Origin of the sequence: Kribbella solani (assembly GCF_014205295.1) — a bacterium.
GTDB classification, from domain to species: domain Bacteria; phylum Actinomycetota; class Actinomycetes; order Propionibacteriales; family Kribbellaceae; genus Kribbella; species Kribbella solani.
In genome coordinates, this window is the sequence record NZ_JACHNF010000001.1 from 5,315,580 (window position 1) to 5,331,420 (window position 15,841).

18 protein-coding genes and 1 tRNA gene are annotated in these 15,841 nt (G+C 67.6%); 6 read left to right on the forward strand and 13 right to left on the reverse strand.

Annotated features, from left to right (window positions below):
* Positions 1 to 122 precede the first annotated feature (122 nt).
* Both HDA44_RS24270 and HDA44_RS24275 read left to right on the forward strand, forming a co-directional pair.
* The gene (locus tag HDA44_RS24270) at positions 123 to 416 is read left to right on the forward strand and encodes a type II toxin-antitoxin system VapB family antitoxin (RefSeq protein ID WP_130386840.1); all 294 of its coding nucleotides are present in this window, start codon (positions 123 to 125) and stop codon (positions 414 to 416) included.
* A 32-nt stretch (positions 417 to 448) separates the two neighbouring features.
* Positions 449 to 1,009 (forward strand): LytR C-terminal domain-containing protein, encoded by a 561-nt coding sequence (locus HDA44_RS24275; RefSeq protein WP_184838145.1) that lies wholly within the window; start codon positions 449 to 451, stop codon positions 1,007 to 1,009.
* Between the two features lie 16 nt (positions 1,010 to 1,025).
* Here the strand turns inward: HDA44_RS24275 and HDA44_RS24280 are convergent, their stop codons facing one another.
* The 6 genes from HDA44_RS24280 to HDA44_RS24305 form a co-directional block, all read right to left on the reverse strand.
* Positions 1,026 to 2,537: a potassium/proton antiporter gene (locus HDA44_RS24280; protein ID WP_184838147.1), complete on the reverse strand. Its 1,512-nt coding sequence runs from the start codon at positions 2,535 to 2,537 to the stop codon at positions 1,026 to 1,028.
* Between the two features lie 110 nt (positions 2,538 to 2,647).
* A tRNA-Ser gene (locus HDA44_RS24285) sits at positions 2,648 to 2,738 on the reverse strand.
* Between the two features lie 13 nt (positions 2,739 to 2,751).
* A complete protein-coding gene (locus HDA44_RS24290; RefSeq protein WP_184844192.1) occupies positions 2,752 to 3,180 on the reverse strand; it encodes a nucleoside deaminase in 429 nt (142 codons plus the stop codon).
* A gap of 31 nt (positions 3,181 to 3,211) precedes the next feature.
* Positions 3,212 to 3,703 carry a tRNA adenosine deaminase-associated protein gene (locus tag HDA44_RS24295; protein ID WP_184838149.1) on the reverse strand — a complete coding sequence of 164 codons (492 nt, stop codon included), beginning with the start codon at positions 3,701 to 3,703 and terminating at the stop codon, positions 3,212 to 3,214.
* A gap of 237 nt (positions 3,704 to 3,940) precedes the next feature.
* A complete protein-coding gene (locus HDA44_RS24300; RefSeq protein ID WP_475584080.1) occupies positions 3,941 to 5,047 on the reverse strand; it encodes an IS110 family RNA-guided transposase in 1,107 nt (368 codons plus the stop codon).
* 189 nt (positions 5,048 to 5,236) lie between these two features.
* Positions 5,237 to 5,398 carry a hypothetical protein gene (locus HDA44_RS24305; protein ID WP_184838151.1) on the reverse strand — a complete coding sequence of 54 codons (162 nt, stop codon included), beginning with the start codon at positions 5,396 to 5,398 and terminating at the stop codon, positions 5,237 to 5,239.
* Positions 5,399 to 5,505: 107 nt separating this feature from the next.
* On the opposite strand from HDA44_RS24305, the gene upp reads away from it, so the two are divergent.
* Positions 5,506 to 6,147 carry a uracil phosphoribosyltransferase gene (gene upp / locus HDA44_RS24310; protein ID WP_184838153.1) on the forward strand — a complete coding sequence of 214 codons (642 nt, stop codon included), beginning with the start codon at positions 5,506 to 5,508 and terminating at the stop codon, positions 6,145 to 6,147.
* Positions 6,148 to 6,217: 70 nt separating this feature from the next.
* Here the strand turns inward: upp and HDA44_RS24315 are convergent, their stop codons facing one another.
* The 3 genes from HDA44_RS24315 to HDA44_RS24325 all read right to left on the reverse strand — a co-directional run bounded on the left by HDA44_RS24315 (position 6,218) and on the right by HDA44_RS24325 (position 9,259).
* A complete protein-coding gene (locus tag HDA44_RS24315) occupies positions 6,218 to 7,189 on the reverse strand; it encodes a phage baseplate protein (RefSeq protein ID WP_184838155.1) in 972 nt (323 codons plus the stop codon).
* Between the two features lie 126 nt (positions 7,190 to 7,315).
* Entirely contained in the window at positions 7,316 to 8,218 is a 903-nt protein-coding gene (locus HDA44_RS24320) for a 1,4-dihydroxy-2-naphthoyl-CoA synthase (protein WP_184838157.1), read from the reverse strand.
* Between the two features lie 27 nt (positions 8,219 to 8,245).
* Positions 8,246 to 9,259 (reverse strand): LacI family DNA-binding transcriptional regulator, encoded by a 1,014-nt coding sequence (locus HDA44_RS24325; protein WP_184838160.1) that lies wholly within the window; start codon positions 9,257 to 9,259, stop codon positions 8,246 to 8,248.
* Positions 9,260 to 9,416: 157 nt separating this feature from the next.
* Here HDA44_RS24325 and HDA44_RS24330 point away from each other — a divergent pair, with 157 nt between their 5' ends.
* Complete coding sequence (locus HDA44_RS24330; protein ID WP_184838162.1) at positions 9,417 to 11,360, forward strand: Xaa-Pro dipeptidyl-peptidase; 1,944 nt, start codon at positions 9,417 to 9,419, stop codon at positions 11,358 to 11,360.
* A 51-nt stretch (positions 11,361 to 11,411) separates the two neighbouring features.
* Here HDA44_RS24330 and HDA44_RS24335 read toward each other — a convergent pair whose 3' ends face one another.
* Positions 11,412 to 12,677 carry a type II toxin-antitoxin system HipA family toxin gene (locus HDA44_RS24335; RefSeq protein WP_184838164.1) on the reverse strand — a complete coding sequence of 422 codons (1,266 nt, stop codon included), beginning with the start codon at positions 12,675 to 12,677 and terminating at the stop codon, positions 11,412 to 11,414.
* Positions 12,670 to 12,996: a helix-turn-helix domain-containing protein gene (locus HDA44_RS24340; RefSeq protein ID WP_184838166.1), complete on the reverse strand. Its 327-nt coding sequence runs from the start codon at positions 12,994 to 12,996 to the stop codon at positions 12,670 to 12,672. Before HDA44_RS24340 ends, HDA44_RS24335 begins: the two co-directional genes overlap by 8 nt.
* A gap of 154 nt (positions 12,997 to 13,150) precedes the next feature.
* On the opposite strand from HDA44_RS24340, the gene HDA44_RS24345 reads away from it, so the two are divergent.
* Positions 13,151 to 13,480, forward strand: coding sequence for a PadR family transcriptional regulator (locus tag HDA44_RS24345; protein WP_184838168.1), 330 nt, complete (start codon positions 13,151 to 13,153; stop codon positions 13,478 to 13,480).
* Entirely contained in the window at positions 13,477 to 14,463 is a 987-nt protein-coding gene (locus tag HDA44_RS24350; protein ID WP_184838170.1) for a hypothetical protein, read from the forward strand. The genes HDA44_RS24345 and HDA44_RS24350 overlap by 4 nt, the downstream gene beginning before the upstream one ends.
* On the opposite strand, the gene HDA44_RS24355 is transcribed toward HDA44_RS24350, so the two are convergent.
* Positions 14,464 to 14,718 (reverse strand): GNAT family N-acetyltransferase, encoded by a 255-nt coding sequence (locus HDA44_RS24355; RefSeq protein ID WP_238352540.1) that lies wholly within the window; start codon positions 14,716 to 14,718, stop codon positions 14,464 to 14,466.
* 99 nt (positions 14,719 to 14,817) lie between these two features.
* A complete protein-coding gene (locus HDA44_RS24360) occupies positions 14,818 to 15,840 on the reverse strand; it encodes an adenylate/guanylate cyclase domain-containing protein (protein ID WP_184838172.1) in 1,023 nt (340 codons plus the stop codon).
* Position 15,841: the final 1 nt, after the last annotated feature.

Here is a 15,841-nt window from a genome sequence, read left to right on the forward strand (position 1 = left end):
TTAGTCCTCCGGCGCCGCTGGGAGACGCCTGACGGCGCCGAAAGGTTGCTTCGGGTCACCGGACTATTCCGGTGACATTGCCTACCTCTCGTACGACCTGGAACCCCGCTAGACTTCGGGGGGTGATCTTCAAGCGTGTCGGGGACGACAAGCCGTACCCGGACCACGGGCTGCGGCCGAAGGACTGGTCTTCGCTGCCGCCACGGCAGGTGCGGCTGGACGAGCTCGTCACGACCAAGGGCACCCTTGACCTGAACGCGCTGCTGGACGAGGACTCGACCTTCTACGGCGACCTGTTCGCGCATGTAGTGGAGTGGAAGGGCGACATGTACCTCGAGGACGGGCTGCACCGGGCGCTGCGCGCCGCGCTGCAGCAGCGTCAGGTCCTGCACGCCCGGGTCCTGGTAGTGGACTGACCAATGGCTGCCGCTCACGGGGGGTGGAGCAGATGACAGCGATACATCCGCAACCGAGGCCGCACTCGCGGGCCCGGTGGCGTACGCCGATCACGATGGTGATCCTGCTCGGCATCCTGGCCGGCGGCGGCTGGTGGGGCTGGAAGGCGATCAGCAGCAGCGCCGACCCGACCTGCGTCGCGCAGAAGCTGCCGAACAACCGCCTGGTGCCCAAACAGGTGGTCCTGAACGTGTACAACGGCGGCGCCCGGGCCGGATCGGCCGGCCGGGTCGCGGAGGTGCTGAAGAAGTACGGGTTCAACATCAACAAGATCTCGAACGAGCCCAAGGGCGACAAGGTCGACGTGGTGTCGCTGCGCGGCGCGAGCGCGAACGCGCCCGAGATGCTGCTGGTCGCCGGTCAGCTGAACCAGAAGGCGGTGATGGTCGCCGACGGCCGCACCGACCACACCGTCGACCTGGTGATCGGCGCCGGCTTCGGCTCGGTCAAGCTCAAGGGCATCCCGTCGGTCTCGGTCCCGGCCGGCACCGAGGTCTGCCTGCCGGTGATCCGTACCCCGCAGCCGATCCCCTCCGGCCAGAACCCGAACTGACCCTGCCCAGCACGCGCTAGTGCTGTTCCCGGCCGCGTTCACCGAACCAGCCGGCCAGGCGACCGGCCCGGGAGACGGCACGCAGGCGGCTCACGGTCTGCTCGCGGACCGGGCTCGGAGCAACCACCAGCAGTGAGTCGGCGGCCCGCAGGACGGTCCGCCGATCGGGTACGAACGTCTGCTTGTTGCGGATCACCAGCGACACCGACACGCCTGGCGGGAGCCGGAGCTCGCCGATCTCCACCCCGGCCAGTTTGGACTCGCTCGGGACGTGTACCTGGAGCATGTCCGCGCCGAGCGACTCGAGCGGCGCCACGTCGATGTCCACTTCGTGCGCCGCGTTCTCGTCCAGTACCTTCAGCCGGGCCGCCAACCAGGGCAGGGAGGGGCCTTGGAGTAGCGTGAACACCAGCACGAGCACGAACACCACGTCGAAGATCCGGTCCGCATGCGGTACGCCCTCGGCCAGCGGGATCGTCGCCAGCACGATCGGTACGGCGCCACGCAGGCCCGCCCAGGCGATGAATGTCTGTTCGCGCCACGGCAATCGGAACGGCGTGGCCGAGATCGCCACCGACGCGAACCGCCCGACCACCGTCACGGCCACACCGATGACCAGCGCGACCACCACATCGTTCAATACGAAGCGCCCTGGCGACGCCAGCAGGCCGAGCATCACGAACAACCCGATCTGAGCCAGCCAGGCGATCCCGTCGACGAACGACCGGGTCGCCATCCGGTGCGGCAGCTCCGCCCGTCCGAGTACGAGCGAGGTCACGTACACCGCCGCGAACCCGGAGACATGCAGCAGGACGGAACCACCCGCGTACGAGATGAAGGCGACCGACAGCACCGTCAGTGGGTAGAGCCCGGCCGAGCCGAGTGCCATCCGGCGGATCAGGCGGACGCTCACCCAGCCAACGGCCAGACCGAAAAGCGCGCCGACCACCAGCTCGTACAGGACCAGGCCGCTGAACGCCAGGAGGCCCTTTTCGCCGACCTCGCCCGTGCTCACGAGTGTGACGAGCAACACGGTCGGGGCGTCGTTCAGCCCGGACTCGGCTTCCAGCGCGCCGCGGAGGCGCGGCCGGATCGGCACTTTTCGGAGTACGGAGAACACCGCGGCTGCGTCCGTGGGGGAGGTGATCGCGCCGAGCAGCACGGACAGCTGCCAACTGAGCCCGAGGACGAAATGCGCTACACAGGCGACCACGCCGACGCTGACGGCGACACCGAGTGTTGCCAGTACGAGCCCAAGTGGCATCACCGGGCGTACTTCGTTCCATCTGGTGGTCAGACCGCCCTCGGTCAGGATCACCACCAGCGCGGCGAACCCCAGAGCGTGCGCGAGCTGGGCGTTCTCGAAGTCGATGTGGCCCGGGCCGGACTCGCCGAGCAGCAGGCCCATCCCGAGGTAGATCAGCAGCGACGGAAGCCCGATCCGGCCCGACAGGCGCACGGCCACCACGGCGACCAGCAGGATCGCCGCACCGGCCAGCAGAATCCGGTCGAGCTCGGCAACGTCCATGGGGGCCTCTCGTCGAGCGTCAGGTCCCGAGTCAGGTCCAGAGAGACGAAAACCCTGACGCATCACACAGCATCAGGGTCTTCGACTCTCTGCCGCCCCTAAAGGCGGTTTGGCGGTGGCGGAGGGATTTGAACCCTCGGACGGGGGTTGCCCGTCACGCGCTTTCGAGGCGCGCTCCTTCGGCCGCTCGGACACGCCACCGCCGAGGACACTATCAAGATCTGTGGCCGATGAAGAAATCGCGCAGCCTGGCACCCGCCTCGTCGGCCAGCACCCCGCCCACTACCTCGGGCCGATGGTTCAGCCGACGGTCCCGGACCACGTCCCAGAGTGATCCGACCGCGCCCGCCTTCTCGTCGTACGCGGCGAACACCAGCCGGTCCAGCCGGGACAGCACGATCGCCCCCGCACACATCGTGCACGGCTCCAAGGTGACCACGAGGGTGCAGCCGGTCAGCCGCCACTCACCGACGTGTTCGGCGGCCGCCCGGATCGCCAGCACCTCGGCGTGCGCGGTCGGGTCGCCGGTCGCCTCGCGCTCATTGTGACCGCGGCCGATGATCTCGCCCTCCTCGGTCACCACCAGCGCACCGATCGGTACGTCCGGCAGCGCCAGCTCGCCCTCCTCCAGGGCCAGCGCCATCAACCGCGACCACTCCCGCCGCAGCAATGGGCTAGCCAAGGGCTTCGAGCGCGTCGTGGAACTGGTTGCCGAACCCGAGCTCCTCGGCGATCTCCTCCAGCATCTCCTCCGGGAGCAGGTCGACGTCGTCGCAGAGCGCGCCGAGGTCCATCGCGTTCATGCCCAGGTCTGCGATGATCGTCAGGTCGCCGGCCGGGACCTGCTCGTCGTCGTCATCGGCCAGCGGGATGTCCAGCTCGTCCACGATCTGCCGGGCCAGCGGCCATTCGGTCGCCGCGGTGACGTCGGAGATCAGCAGCCGGGCGCGGCCGCCGAGCACCCGGACCAGGACGAAGAAGTCCTCGTCGACGGACACCATCCCGAGTACGCCACCCTCGCCCGGGTAGCGGCGCAGCGCCGACACCAGCGTGGAGAGGTCCGGCTCGCCGCGGAGCACGAGTGGAGTCACCGTCCAGTTCCCGTCCTCGGTGTACGCGGCAACCGCGAAGTCGAGGTCAGTGGTCCCAGCCAAGGCATCAGACACGGCCTCATCGTCCCAGACTCGGACGATCCAGGGGAGATTCCGGATCGTCAGCCCATCACAATTACATCTCGCCGCCCTGCGGGCGGACCCGCCACGACGGGGTGTCACCCACCCCAAACCGGTTTGGGGTGGGTTCTGTCCGTGGAGCGGGGAAGGTTGTACCCCTGGAATGGACCGCTAGGCGCCCCAAACCGGTTTGGGGGCTGTGGCGGCGGCGGGGGATGCTCCTATGGATGGTCAAGGGGTTTGTGGTTTGGTGAGGACGTAGTAGATCTCGCGTGCGATGAGGCGTTTGAGGCATCGGATGATGTCTTTCTTGGACAGTCCGTTGGTTGTGCGGCGTTCGAGGTAGGCGCGGGTGCGTGGGTCCCAGCGGAGTCGGCTGATGACGATGGTGTAGAGGGCTGAGTTGGCTTGGCGATCGCCGCCGCGGTTGAGTCGGTGGCGGTGGGTCTGGCCGGATGATGCGGGGATGGGGGCGACTCCGCAGAGCATCGCGAAGGCGCCTTCGGAGTGGATGCGTTCTGGGTTTTGTCCGATGGTGACCAGGAGTTGGCCGGCGACATCGGGGCCGACGCCGTTGAGGGTGAGCAGTTCGGGGTTGATCGTGTTGATGAGTTCGGTGATGAGTTGATCGAGCTCGGCGATCTCGTGCTGGGCTGCGAGGTGACGGCGGGCCAGGGAGCGTAGCGCGGTTTTGACGGCGTGTTGTGGGATCGCGATCTGATTAGGGTCGGGTCGCAGGTTGTGGCAGGTGTCGATCAGGCGCGGGTTGGTGAGGCCGCGTAGTTGCTGGCGCAGGTCGTGTGGTGCGGTGACGATCAGGGCCTTGATTCTGCGCAGGCAGTCAGCGCGCTGGCTGACGGCGCTGTTGCGGGCGATGCGCAGGTTCCGTAGTGCCTCGACCTGCCCGTCACGGTTCTTGGGGATGCCGGTGCGTACTTTGCCCAAAGCGGCTCGGGCGGCTGCTTCGGCGTCGATCGGGTCGGACTTGCCTGCTGTCCGGCGGGTTTTACGACTGGGCCGGTCGATCTCGACCACGGTCACACCCTGCCCGGTCAGGTAGCCGGTCAGGCCCGACCCGTAAGCGCCGGTGCCCTCGACACCGATCAGAACGACCGGCCCGAACGAGCCCAGCCAGGCCAGCAAAGCCGCATAGCCGGCACCAGTGGCGGGAAAGGTCTGGTGACCGAGCATCCGGCCCGTCTGGTCGATCGCAGCCGCCGTATGGGTATCGCGGTGAGTGTCGACACCACCGGTGATCTCGGCCTGGGACACGGCATCTGGCTGTGCGATGGTAGACATCGCCGTCCTTCCATTCGACACGGTCAGGGCGGCACGCACCAGCCGAGCGACGGACAAAACAGTGATGGGTGCCTGCTGGCACAGGCTCCTATGAAGTCACGAGTTCTCGCCGAGTGAGTGCAAGCGAACCCCGCAGCAGGTCGACCGACAGATCCCGTTCAAGACCCGAAGTCAGTTAGGGGCCGAGTCAGGACGACCACTGCGGGGTCCACGCCTACATCCTCACTGTTAGTGGTGGAAGGTGGCTCGGCGCATTGCTTCGCGGAGTTGGCGGACCTTGGCTCGGCGGGGGGCGATCCGGTCGCGGAGGGCGCGGGCCTCGTCGCGTTCGCGCAGGAACGCGGCACGGCGGCGCAAGCGGTCCAGCTGCTCAGGGCTCTTCTCGGCCATCGGCGTACTCCCTGGGGGGCGAGGTCAGGGCAGATTCCGGTGCAGCTCCAAGTCTGGCAGCGAGCGCTGTTTCCGGTCGCGAATCGCCGACGGTACCGTTCGGGCTTATGCAGATCCTCGTTGTGGACCACCCGCTCGTCGCTCACAAGCTCACCGCGCTACGCGACGAGCACACGGACTCACCCACGTTCCGGCGGCTGACCGAGGAACTCGTCACGCTGCTCGCCTACGAGGCGACGCGGGACGTCCGGACCGGTCCGGTCACCGTCCAGACCCCGGTCGCGGCCGCGCCGGGCGTCAAGCTGACCTCACCGAAGCCGCTGGTGGTACCCATCCTGCGCGCCGGGCTCGGCATGCTGGAGGGGATGACCCGGTTGCTGCCGACCGCCGAGGTCGGGTTCCTGGGCATGATCCGGAACGAGGAGACGCTGACCGCGTCGACGTACGCCGAGCGGTTGCCGGAGGACCTGTCCGGCCGCCAGTGCTACGTACTCGACCCGATGCTCGCCACCGGCGGCACGCTCGCGGCGGCGATCCAGTTCCTGGTCGATCGCGGCGCCGACCACATCACCGCGATCTGTCTGCTGGCCGCGCCGGAGGGCGTACAGCGGGTCGAACGCGAACTGACCGACCTGGACGTCCCGTGCAACCTGGTGGTCGCCGCGATGGACTCCCACCTGAACGAGAAGGGCTACATCGTGCCGGGGCTGGGCGACGCAGGTGACCGTTTGTATGGGGTAGCGCAGTAAGAAAAGACGGTTGGGGGGAGGGTTGGGCGACGCCGGCGATCGGCTGTACGGCGTCGCCCAGTAGGTCCAGCTAGACCAGCGTGTTGCGGTAGAAGAGGTTGGCTCGGCGGGCGCCGGTGACGCCGGAGGCGAAGCCGAAGTACAGGCGGGCGGTCGCATCGGTGGAACCGTAGACTGCCATCCCTTCAGCTTCCCGGTACGTCAGGCTCTTCCCGGCCAGGGTCAGGAACGAGTCGACGATCTCACCGGCATTGATGTCGTAGCACCACAGCTTCGAGTTCGCCTTGGTCTCGTCAGGCTCACCCGGATACGCCTCGCCTTCCCAGAAGTACGCGTACGACCCGTACAACGTCCAGCCCTGGAAGTCGATCCCCGGCGTCAGCGCGGGCTGCTTGAACGATGCGAGCACGGTGGAGAAATCACCGGCCCGCGCCGCCGCCAGCGAGTACACGTTGATGTGCATCCCGTCCGCGAGCGCATAGCGTACGCCGAGTCGCCCGAAGCGCTGATCGGTCGCGGGGGTGAAGATCGTTCCGTTCGAGACCGGCTTCCACTTGGTCACCGACGCCGTCGTCAGCGTTTTCCCGCTCTGCCAGGGGAATCGGCAGATCTGGCGGCCGCGTCCGTTCGTCGTGTCGACATCGGTCTCGGTCCAGATGTACGTCGTGCTGCCGGATGCTTCGGCGCCGATCGAGACGGCATGACCGAAGCCGGTCAGGTACATGTACCCGAGCTCGTTGCCGGCGAAGTCGAGCCGGGTCAGGGTCAGGTCGCCACCGTTGCTCACGCTGCCGCCGCGTACCTGCGCGGCGAACAGCCGGTTGTTGGGCGTGTCGAACGCGAACGACTGCATCACGGTCGCGTCGTGCAACGGCTGACTGCGAAAGAACTCGTTGGTGGTCGCGCTCATCTTGAAGCGCTTGGTCGTCGGTAGGGCGGTCGGGGACAGGTTCCGGGCGGTGGCCGTCGGCAGCCCAAAGGTGCCGGCGGCAACAACTGCCCCGGCACCCGTCAGCAACCCACGACGGGAGAGTTTGTCCATGCATTCAGACGGTAAGTGATTTACCGCGAACTGTCACCAGTTCGAACTATGTTTCCTGTGAAGATCACGGTGAGTGATGTTAAGAAGGAATCGAAGCAATCCCGTCAAACAAGTTGCCCAAGGCATCTAGAACGCGTACGGGTACGGTGACCAATCAGCCGGACGCTTTTGCAGGAAGGAATCCCGGCCCTCGGCCGCCTCGTCGGTGCCGTACGCCAACCGGGTCGCCTCGCCGGCGAACAGCTGCTGCCCGACCAGACCGTCGTCGATCAGGTTGAACGCGTACTTGAGCATCCGCTGCGCGGTCGGCGACTTCGCGCAGATCTTCTTGCCCCACTCCAGCGCCACCGTCTCCAGCTCGGCGTGCGGCACCACCTTGTTGACCATGCCCATCCGGCAGGCGTCGTCGGCCGTGTACTCGTCGCCGAGGAAGAAGATCTCCCGGGCGAACTTCTGCCCGACCTGCCGCGCCAGGTACGCCGAACCGAACCCACCGTCGAACGACGCCACGTCCGCGTCGGTCTGCTTGAACCGCGCGTGCTCCGCCGACGCCAGCGTCAGGTCCGCGACCACGTGCAGGCTGTGCCCGCCACCCGCGGCCCAGCCCGGAACGACACAGATCACCACCTTCGGCATGAAGCGGATCAGTCGCTGCACCTCAAGAATGTGCAGCCGGCCGGCGCGCGCCGGGTCGATCGTGTCAGCCGTCGTCCCCTCGGCGTACTTGTAACCGTCCTTGCCCCGAATCCGCTGATCGCCACCGGAGCAGAACGCCCAGCCGCCGTCCTTCGCGGACGGTCCGTTGCCGGTGAGCAGTACACACCCGACATCGCTCGACATCCGGGCGTGGTCCAGGACGCGGTACAACTCGTCGACCGTTTGCGGCCGGAACGCGTTCCGTACCTCGGGGCGGTTGAAAGCGATCCGTACGACGCCGGCGTCGACCGCGCGGTGGTAGGTGATGTCGGTCAGCTCGAAGCCGTCCACCTGCTTCCAGGCCGACGGGTCGAAGATCTCGGAAACAGTCACCCAGGCAGCATATTTCAGCCCACCTACTCAGCCCCGGGCGGTGCTCTCCCGCAGCACTACCTCCGCCTTGAACGTCTCGGTCGTCACGTCGCCGCCCTCGACCGCCAGTTCCAGCGCCCGGCGGCCCATCTGCTCCAGTGGCAAGCGGACCGTCGTCAGGCCGGGCCACACGTCCCGCAAGGTCGCGATGTCGTCGAATCCGGCCACGCCCAGCTTGCCCGGTACGTCGACGCCCCGCGCGCGCAACGCGGACATCGCGCCGACCGCCATCACGTCGTTGACCGCGAACACACAGTCCAGGTCGATATGCCGGTCCAGCAGTTGTTCAGCCGCCGCGTACCCACCGTCCCGGGTGAAGTCGCCGGCCTCGACCGCCACCGGCCGCAGGCCCGACTCGGCCAGCCCGGCGACGAAACCGTCACGCCGATCCCGCGCGGTGGCGAGGCTCTCCGGACCACCGAGCACGGCGAACTTCCGCCAGCCCAGCCCGACCAGCGCGCGGGCCAGATCCGCTGAGCCGGCCCGGTTGTCCGGCTCGACCGTGTGCGCCGGCATCCCGGACTGGCTGACCAGCGCCAGACCCGCGCCGGAGTTGAGGAAACTCTCCACCTCCGCCGCCGTCCGGGACAGGCTCTCCTGGTCGGTCCGGCGGCTGCCGATCATCACCGCGGCCCGGGCCCGCTGCGCCCGCAACGACGACAGGTAGGCGATCTCACGATCCGAGTCGCGGAACGTACTGGCCATCATCACCAGCAGGTTGCGTTCGTCGGCGGCGCGCATCACGCCGTTCGCGATCGCGGCGAAGTACGGATCCTCGATGTCGTGGACCAGGATGCCGACCACGTTCGTCGACGACTTGGCCAGCGCCTGCGCCTGCGCGTTCGGCGTGTAACCGAGCTCGTCGGCCGCCGCCTTCACGCGTTCCTGCAGTTCGGGACGCGGGACCCGGTCCCCGCCGTTCAGCACCCGGGAGGCGGTCGCGACCGACACTCCCGCCCGCTGCGCGACGTCCAGCAACGTCACTGGTGCTCGCAGATTCATTGGCCTACCCTTTCGTGCGTCCCCCCGGTGGGCGGTGGCGGTCACCCTACCGAATCACCTGATCCCACCGCCGCTATCACGCTGAGTATCGGGCAGGTCGCTGCCAATCTCGGCAGAACCTGGCTTTGCGGCCCGGGAGTGACTAGCCTTCCCAGCCATGACGACCGTCCGCGCCAGGGTGACGATCCTGGTTTCGTCCGCCGTGCTCAGCCTCGCGACCGTGACCGGTCCGGCGGTGGCCGCGCCGATCCCGGACGTACCCGACGCGCCGGGCGTCAAGGCGGCCCCGGCCGCTCCCAGTGCCCCGCAGCACGTCGACACGCGTACCAAGAGCACGCAGCCGGTCTACGACTACTCCGACGCGATCCGCGAGTCGGTGTACGTCGACACCGATCTGGACACCGACTCCGACGGCAAGAACGACGTCATCGCGGTCGACATCGTCCGGCCGAGCGAGCCCGCTCTCACCGGCGTGAAGATCCCGGTCATCATGGACGCCTCGCCGTACTACTCGTGCTGCGGACGCGGCAACGAGAACGAGAAGAAGACGTACGACAGCGACGGCACGATCCGGAAGATGCCGCTGTACTACGACAACTACTTCGTACCGCGCGGGTACGCGATGGTCGGCGTCGACGTGCTCGGTACCGGGCGGTCCACCGGCTGCGGCGACGTCGGCGGTCCGGACGAGATCCAGTCCGTCGTCGACGTGATCGACTGGCTGAACGGGCGCAACACCGCGCACACCGCCGACGGGCGGCCGGTGAAGGCGACCTGGACCACCGGCGCGGTCGGCATGATCGGCAAGTCGTACGACGGCACGCTCGCGAACGGTGTCGCGGCGACCGGAGTACAAGGCCTGAAGACGATCGTGCCGATCTCCGCGATCTCGTCCTGGTACGACTACACCCGCTCCGGCGGCGTCCCGTACTCGGACGACTACATGCCCTGGCTCGGTGGGTACGTCGGCCATCAAAGCGCGGCCTGCGACGACGTACGCGGACAACTCGGCGACAACGACGAGGACGAAACCGGTGACTACACGTCGTTCTGGGCCGAACGGGACTACACCAAGAACGCGTCCAAGGTGAAGGCATCGGTCTTCATGACGCACGGGCTGAGCGACTACAACGTACAGACCAACCACTTCTCGCAGTGGTGGTCCGCGCTGTCGCGCAACAACGTGCCGCGGAAGCTGTGGCTCGGGCTCGAGGATCACGTCGACCCGTTCGAGTTCCGGCGGGACGCGTGGGTGGACGAGCTGCACAAGTGGTTCGACTACTGGCTGCAGGGTCTGCAGAACGGTGTGATGAAGGAGCCCGCGGTCTCGATCGAGACGTCGCCGGACGTATGGCAGAACTACAAGACCTGGCCGGCCGTGAACCGTCCGGTCCAGGTGCCGCTGGCGGCGGGGAAACTAGGTGCCGCCGGCAAGGGTTCGGTGACGATCACCGACGATCCCGGGCTCACCGAGGACGACATCGTCGCGGACCCGACCGAGGTGATCGCCGGCCGGCAGATGTTCCTGTCCGCGCCGCTGACCACACCGCTGCGGGTGAGCGGCACGCCGTCGGTGACGCTCCGCGTGAAGTCCGACTCCGCGACCACGCCGGTGACGGCGCGCCTGATCGAGTACGGCAACGCGGAACGGTATTCAGGCATCCGCCGGACCAGCAACAGCACATGCGAGGGCTCGAGCACCGACTACGACGACAGCTGCTACTACACGGTCGACAAGGTCACGACCCAGAGCGACCACGGCATCATCAGCCGCGGCTGGATCGACGCCGCCCACAGCAAGTCCCTGTCCAAGCCGACCCCCCTCACCCCCGGCAAGTGGACCACCGTCACCGTCCCCCTCCGCGCCCAGGACGAGATCATCCCCAAGGGCCGCGTGGTGGGCCTCGCCATCACCCTCTCCGACCCCGAATGGACCACCCCCAACGACACCGGCGCCACCGTCGACATCGACGTCTCCGCCAGCAAACTCAACATCCCCGTCACCACCGGCAAACTCACCGCCCCCACCAAACTCACCCCCATCGACGTGGACATCACCACCCCCACCCAACGCCCCAACCTCCACGACCCGAAGAACTAGCGCATGTCTCCCAATTCCCCGCCGTAGCGAGGAGATGCTGGGAGACATGCCCTAGCTCAACTGTCGGAGGACGTTCTCGCAATGGGTGCGGAGTTGTGGAAGGGTGCGGCCGGCAACCTCATCGGCACCAGGCACCTCCGCAACCGCGGCGAGGGCCGTCTCGAACGCGTCGGGATAGCGCTCGGCCAGTACGCGGACCCGGCCGATCATCAACTCGGCCGGAACATCGAGCGACCGCGCCATCTTCTCCCACTGTCTGCGCCTGATTCGGCTGAAGACGCGTTCGCCGCCGATCGACAGCGCAACTGATCTGTCCACCCGCTTGCTGTCGTACGACAGGCCGGTGGCAAGGTCGTACAACGGCGCGATCCACCGCGAACCGGTCGAATCCAGAAGTAGCGAGATGTTCTTCGAGTGTCCGTCCGGTGCGCCCGCAACGAGGTTGACGGCAGCGAAGTCGGCCAGCGCCAGCAGGTCATCCTCAGGTTCTGTCAGCTGCCGCCGGACCAGTGCGACCAGGTCGGACAGCCGAGGCCCTCCCCTGCTCTCGTACTTCGCGGCGGGCAGTCGGCCGAGGGCCTGACAGAAGTCCTCCTGATGAATCCGTCTGACTGCCGCACCGTCCACCACGCGGTCGAAACGCTCGACCACGATCGCCCACTGATCCTCGAATCGCAGCATCCGGCTGGACGCGACATCAACTGCCAGTTCCGCCGCGGCGGCCATCGTGACGTGCTCGATCAGCGCCTGGTGCAGAAGCGCCTTGATACCTGGCTTGACGATGTGCGTCGTAGCGGCCGATCCGCGCGCCTCGTACCACTGTCCGTCGATCGAGGTCAGCGCGAACTTCTCCTGCTGACCACCGAGCGACCAGTGTTCGGCGGGCATCGACCAGGTCGCGGGCTGGTCCACCAGCCGACGCAGCCGCTCGGCGATCTCCGCTTCCCCCACGGGGTGCGTCTGAGACCCTCGGTTCCGTAGTTCTTCCAGTCGCTCAGGTGCGCAGAACTGGACGGCACCAGGGCAGTCCCAACCCATTTCGGCGAGGATTCCGAAGATGTCGTCCGCTGTCGTGTTCAGGCGGTCGGCCCATTGACCGAGCGTCTGCGGGTTCTCCGGCAACAGGCCCCGGAGGTACGGTTCGACCCGGCCGGCCGGGTACGTACGCGATCCGATCGGCAGTCGAAGCGACAGCGGGATGGTTCCGGAGCCGACGTAGTCGTCGGTGTAGGTGAAGGTCGGCATGACGTCCGTGCCGGCACGCTCCAGGTGTCCGGCGACTTCGTCGTACAGCACAACCGCGAGTCGCTCAGTCATTTCCGGACGGCTCCTCGTCGCCGTACCAGGCCCGGCGCCGGTTCGCGGCGCGGAGAAGGCGGCGGTCGGTCAGATGTTGGTCCGAACCGGCTTCGGGGGCATTCGACGCGCGGAACACCATGGTCAGCCCCAGCGCGGCCAGCAGACGCATCAACTGTTCCAGCTCGACGCCGCGGTGCCCGCTCTCCACCTTTGCCAGCCAGGACCGGGAGACCCGTGCACGCGCGGCGGCCTCGGCCTGGCTGAACTCGAGCCGCAGTCGTTGCGCGCGGACCGTCGAGCCGAGCTTCGACCAGTCACCGATGACGATCTCGTCCATGGCATCCGTCCTTTGTCTACGTTCGTAGACATTCTCGCATTGTCCTCGTTCGAAGACAATCCACGTTTGTCTACGTTCGTGGACAAACGTGCCCCGGAGTACTGCGCATTGTGGAGTAGTGTGCGTGGGGGAGTTCCGGGGAGGTGGAGGGTCGATGGATACGAGTCAGTTGCTCAAGGGTGTGCTGGATCTTGCGGTGCTGGCGGTGTTGCGGGAGGGGGACGGGTATGGGTATGACGTGTTGCGGCGGTTGCGGGCGGCGGGGCTGGTGGATGTCGCGGATGCGTCGGTGTACGGGACGTTGCGGCGGCTGTTCGCGGCGGGGGTGCTGACTTCGTACGTGCAGCCGAGTGAAGAAGGGCCGCATCGGAAGTACTACGGGCTGAACCAGGACGGGCATGAGTTGCTGGCCCGGTCCACCCAGACGTGGAACCACTTCGCCGGCGCGATGTCCGTGTTGTTGCTGGCGAAGGAGGCCGCGTGAACAGCACGCCGCCGCGTTCGCCGGCCAGCAGCCAGAGCCAACTCGACGCCGGCTGGAACGCGCTGCGCTGGGGCGCGCTCGCCGGTACGGTCGGGCCGTTCTTCGTCGCGGTCGCGATCTTCGCGTGGTCACGGCAGCAGACCGCGTTCTTCGGCGTACTCGGGCTCGGCGTACTCTTCGGCGCCGGGTTCCTCGGTGTCCACTCGTTGCGCGGCAACGACCCGCGGATCGTGCTCGACACCCCGCAGGGCGCCCGCGGCGCGACGTCCGTACGCGGCTGGATCGACCAGATCCCGGCGAACCTCCGGCACGAACTGGTGACGATCGGCCAGCCGGTCTGGTGGGCTGTCCGCGGCGTGATCGGCGCGGGCGGGTTCTTCGCGCTGTTCGGCGCCACCTCGGTGACCGTGGTCGCCGCGATCGCCGGCGCCGCCGCGTCGATCTGGATCGGCCGCAAGACCCAGCAGGACCGGCGCTTGCTCTGGTACGTGGTGCCGCTGAACGTGGTCGCGGCGATCGCGGTGCCGTCGTTCCTCGCGGCCGCGTACTCGGGGGCGTCGTTCGGATTCCTGAAGAACTACAACGACTTCCGCGGCCATCCGACGAGGACGGCCCAGGCGCAGCCGGTGGACGGCTTGACGCTGAACGGGGTCACGGTCAGCAACATCTACCCATTTGATGCCCAGGGCAAGCAAATCTCGGTCCGGCTGTACGACCAGGACGGGAACCTGATCGCCCTGGATCCGCAGGACTGCGCGAACGCGTTCGGGTCGAGCCGGCGGGAGCCCAGCAACCTGTTCCCGCAGGCGGTGGTCACCCCGGACGCGAACGGCTACTCGGGGCCGGAGAACTGCAAGGAGAGCACCAAGGCTCCGTTCCCACCCCCGAAGCCCCTGCCCACAAAGGCCACCCCGCCCACACCGAAGCCGACAACGAAGCCCACCGCCAAGCCCAGTACGCCTGCCGTAACACCGACCCGGTAACTACCGCAGTCGGGCCGCGGCAACCTTTCGGTACGTGTAACCCAACCGCTCGTACACGGCCGCGTTGTCACCATCCACCATCAACGCGGCCCGCCCGTGGCGCTTCACCAGCTCGGCGGTGGCGAATCCACACACCTGCCGCGACAATCCCTTGCCCCGGGCAACCGGATTCGTCGCGACCCCGGCCAGGAAGCCGACCTCCGGCGCGCTCCACGCATCCGCCGCCACGCTCACGACGATGGCACCGAGCAGCAACTCCTCCTACCTGGCGCACCTAAGGACAGGAGGTGGTCGGGCCTGACCTAGTGCACCTGAGCGTGGACGGGGATTTGTGTACGGCGTCTCGGCGGTGCACTACCTGTTCTTCGGTACACCATCGGCGCGCTGGACGGCGTAGGGGACCAGGTGGCGGTAGCCGCGGACCGCGACGCGGCGGAGGCGGTGCAGGTTGTACGCGGGGTGGCCGTCGAGGGCGGCGGCGAGTTCGCGGTCGGCGAGGACGCGGCCGGGTTTGCATTCGGTGGTCAGGCGGGCGGCCAGGTTGACCACCTCGCCGTACACGTCGCCGAGCCGGATCAGGATCGTTCCGTACGCGAGCCCGATCCGCAGCTCGGGGAGATCCTCGTCCGCGGTCACCGCGTCCTGGAGCGCGAGCGCGACCGCCGCGCCCTGCGCCGCGGTGTCGGCGACGAACAGCACTTCGTCGCCGATCGACTTGATCACCCGGCCACCGTTCAGCGCGACCACGTCGGCGGCCGTCCCCTCGAACCGTTCGATCAGGCCGCCGAGCTCGGCCTCGGTCAGGCGGCGGGTGAGCCGGGTGTAGCTGACGATGTCGGCGAAACCGACCGCGCGTACGCCGCGGGCCAGCTCGTCCGACCCCGCGACCGCTCGGCCGGCCGCGGCGGCGAGGTGGCGGCGCCAGACGTACGTCTGCAACCGTTCCATTGCTGGAAGCAACAATCCGGCGACTTCGATCGCTTCGTCCGGCGGGAGTTGGGTACCGCCCAGGAACTCCAGGAACATGGCGGACTGCCAGGACGCCAGCCGCGACTGGGTCTGTCCGAGTTTCCGGGCCAGTGACGATTCCATCTCGGGCTCGATGAAACCGTCGTCCTCCAGCGCGGCCACCAGCCGCAGCGCCTCGACGTCGTCGTCGGTGAACGCCACCTCGTCGTCCGGTACGGTCGCGAACCCGAGCGCGTGCCACATCCGCTCGGCCCGCTCCATCGAAATCCCGGCCCGCTCGGAAACCTGTACCCGAGTGAACTTCCGCTCGCCCCCGAGCAGCGTCCGCTCGAACTCGCGCTGCACGGCACTCAGATCCACCCGCCCAGCCGCGCCGGAACCACTGTCGTTCGACTCAGGCGTGTTCATT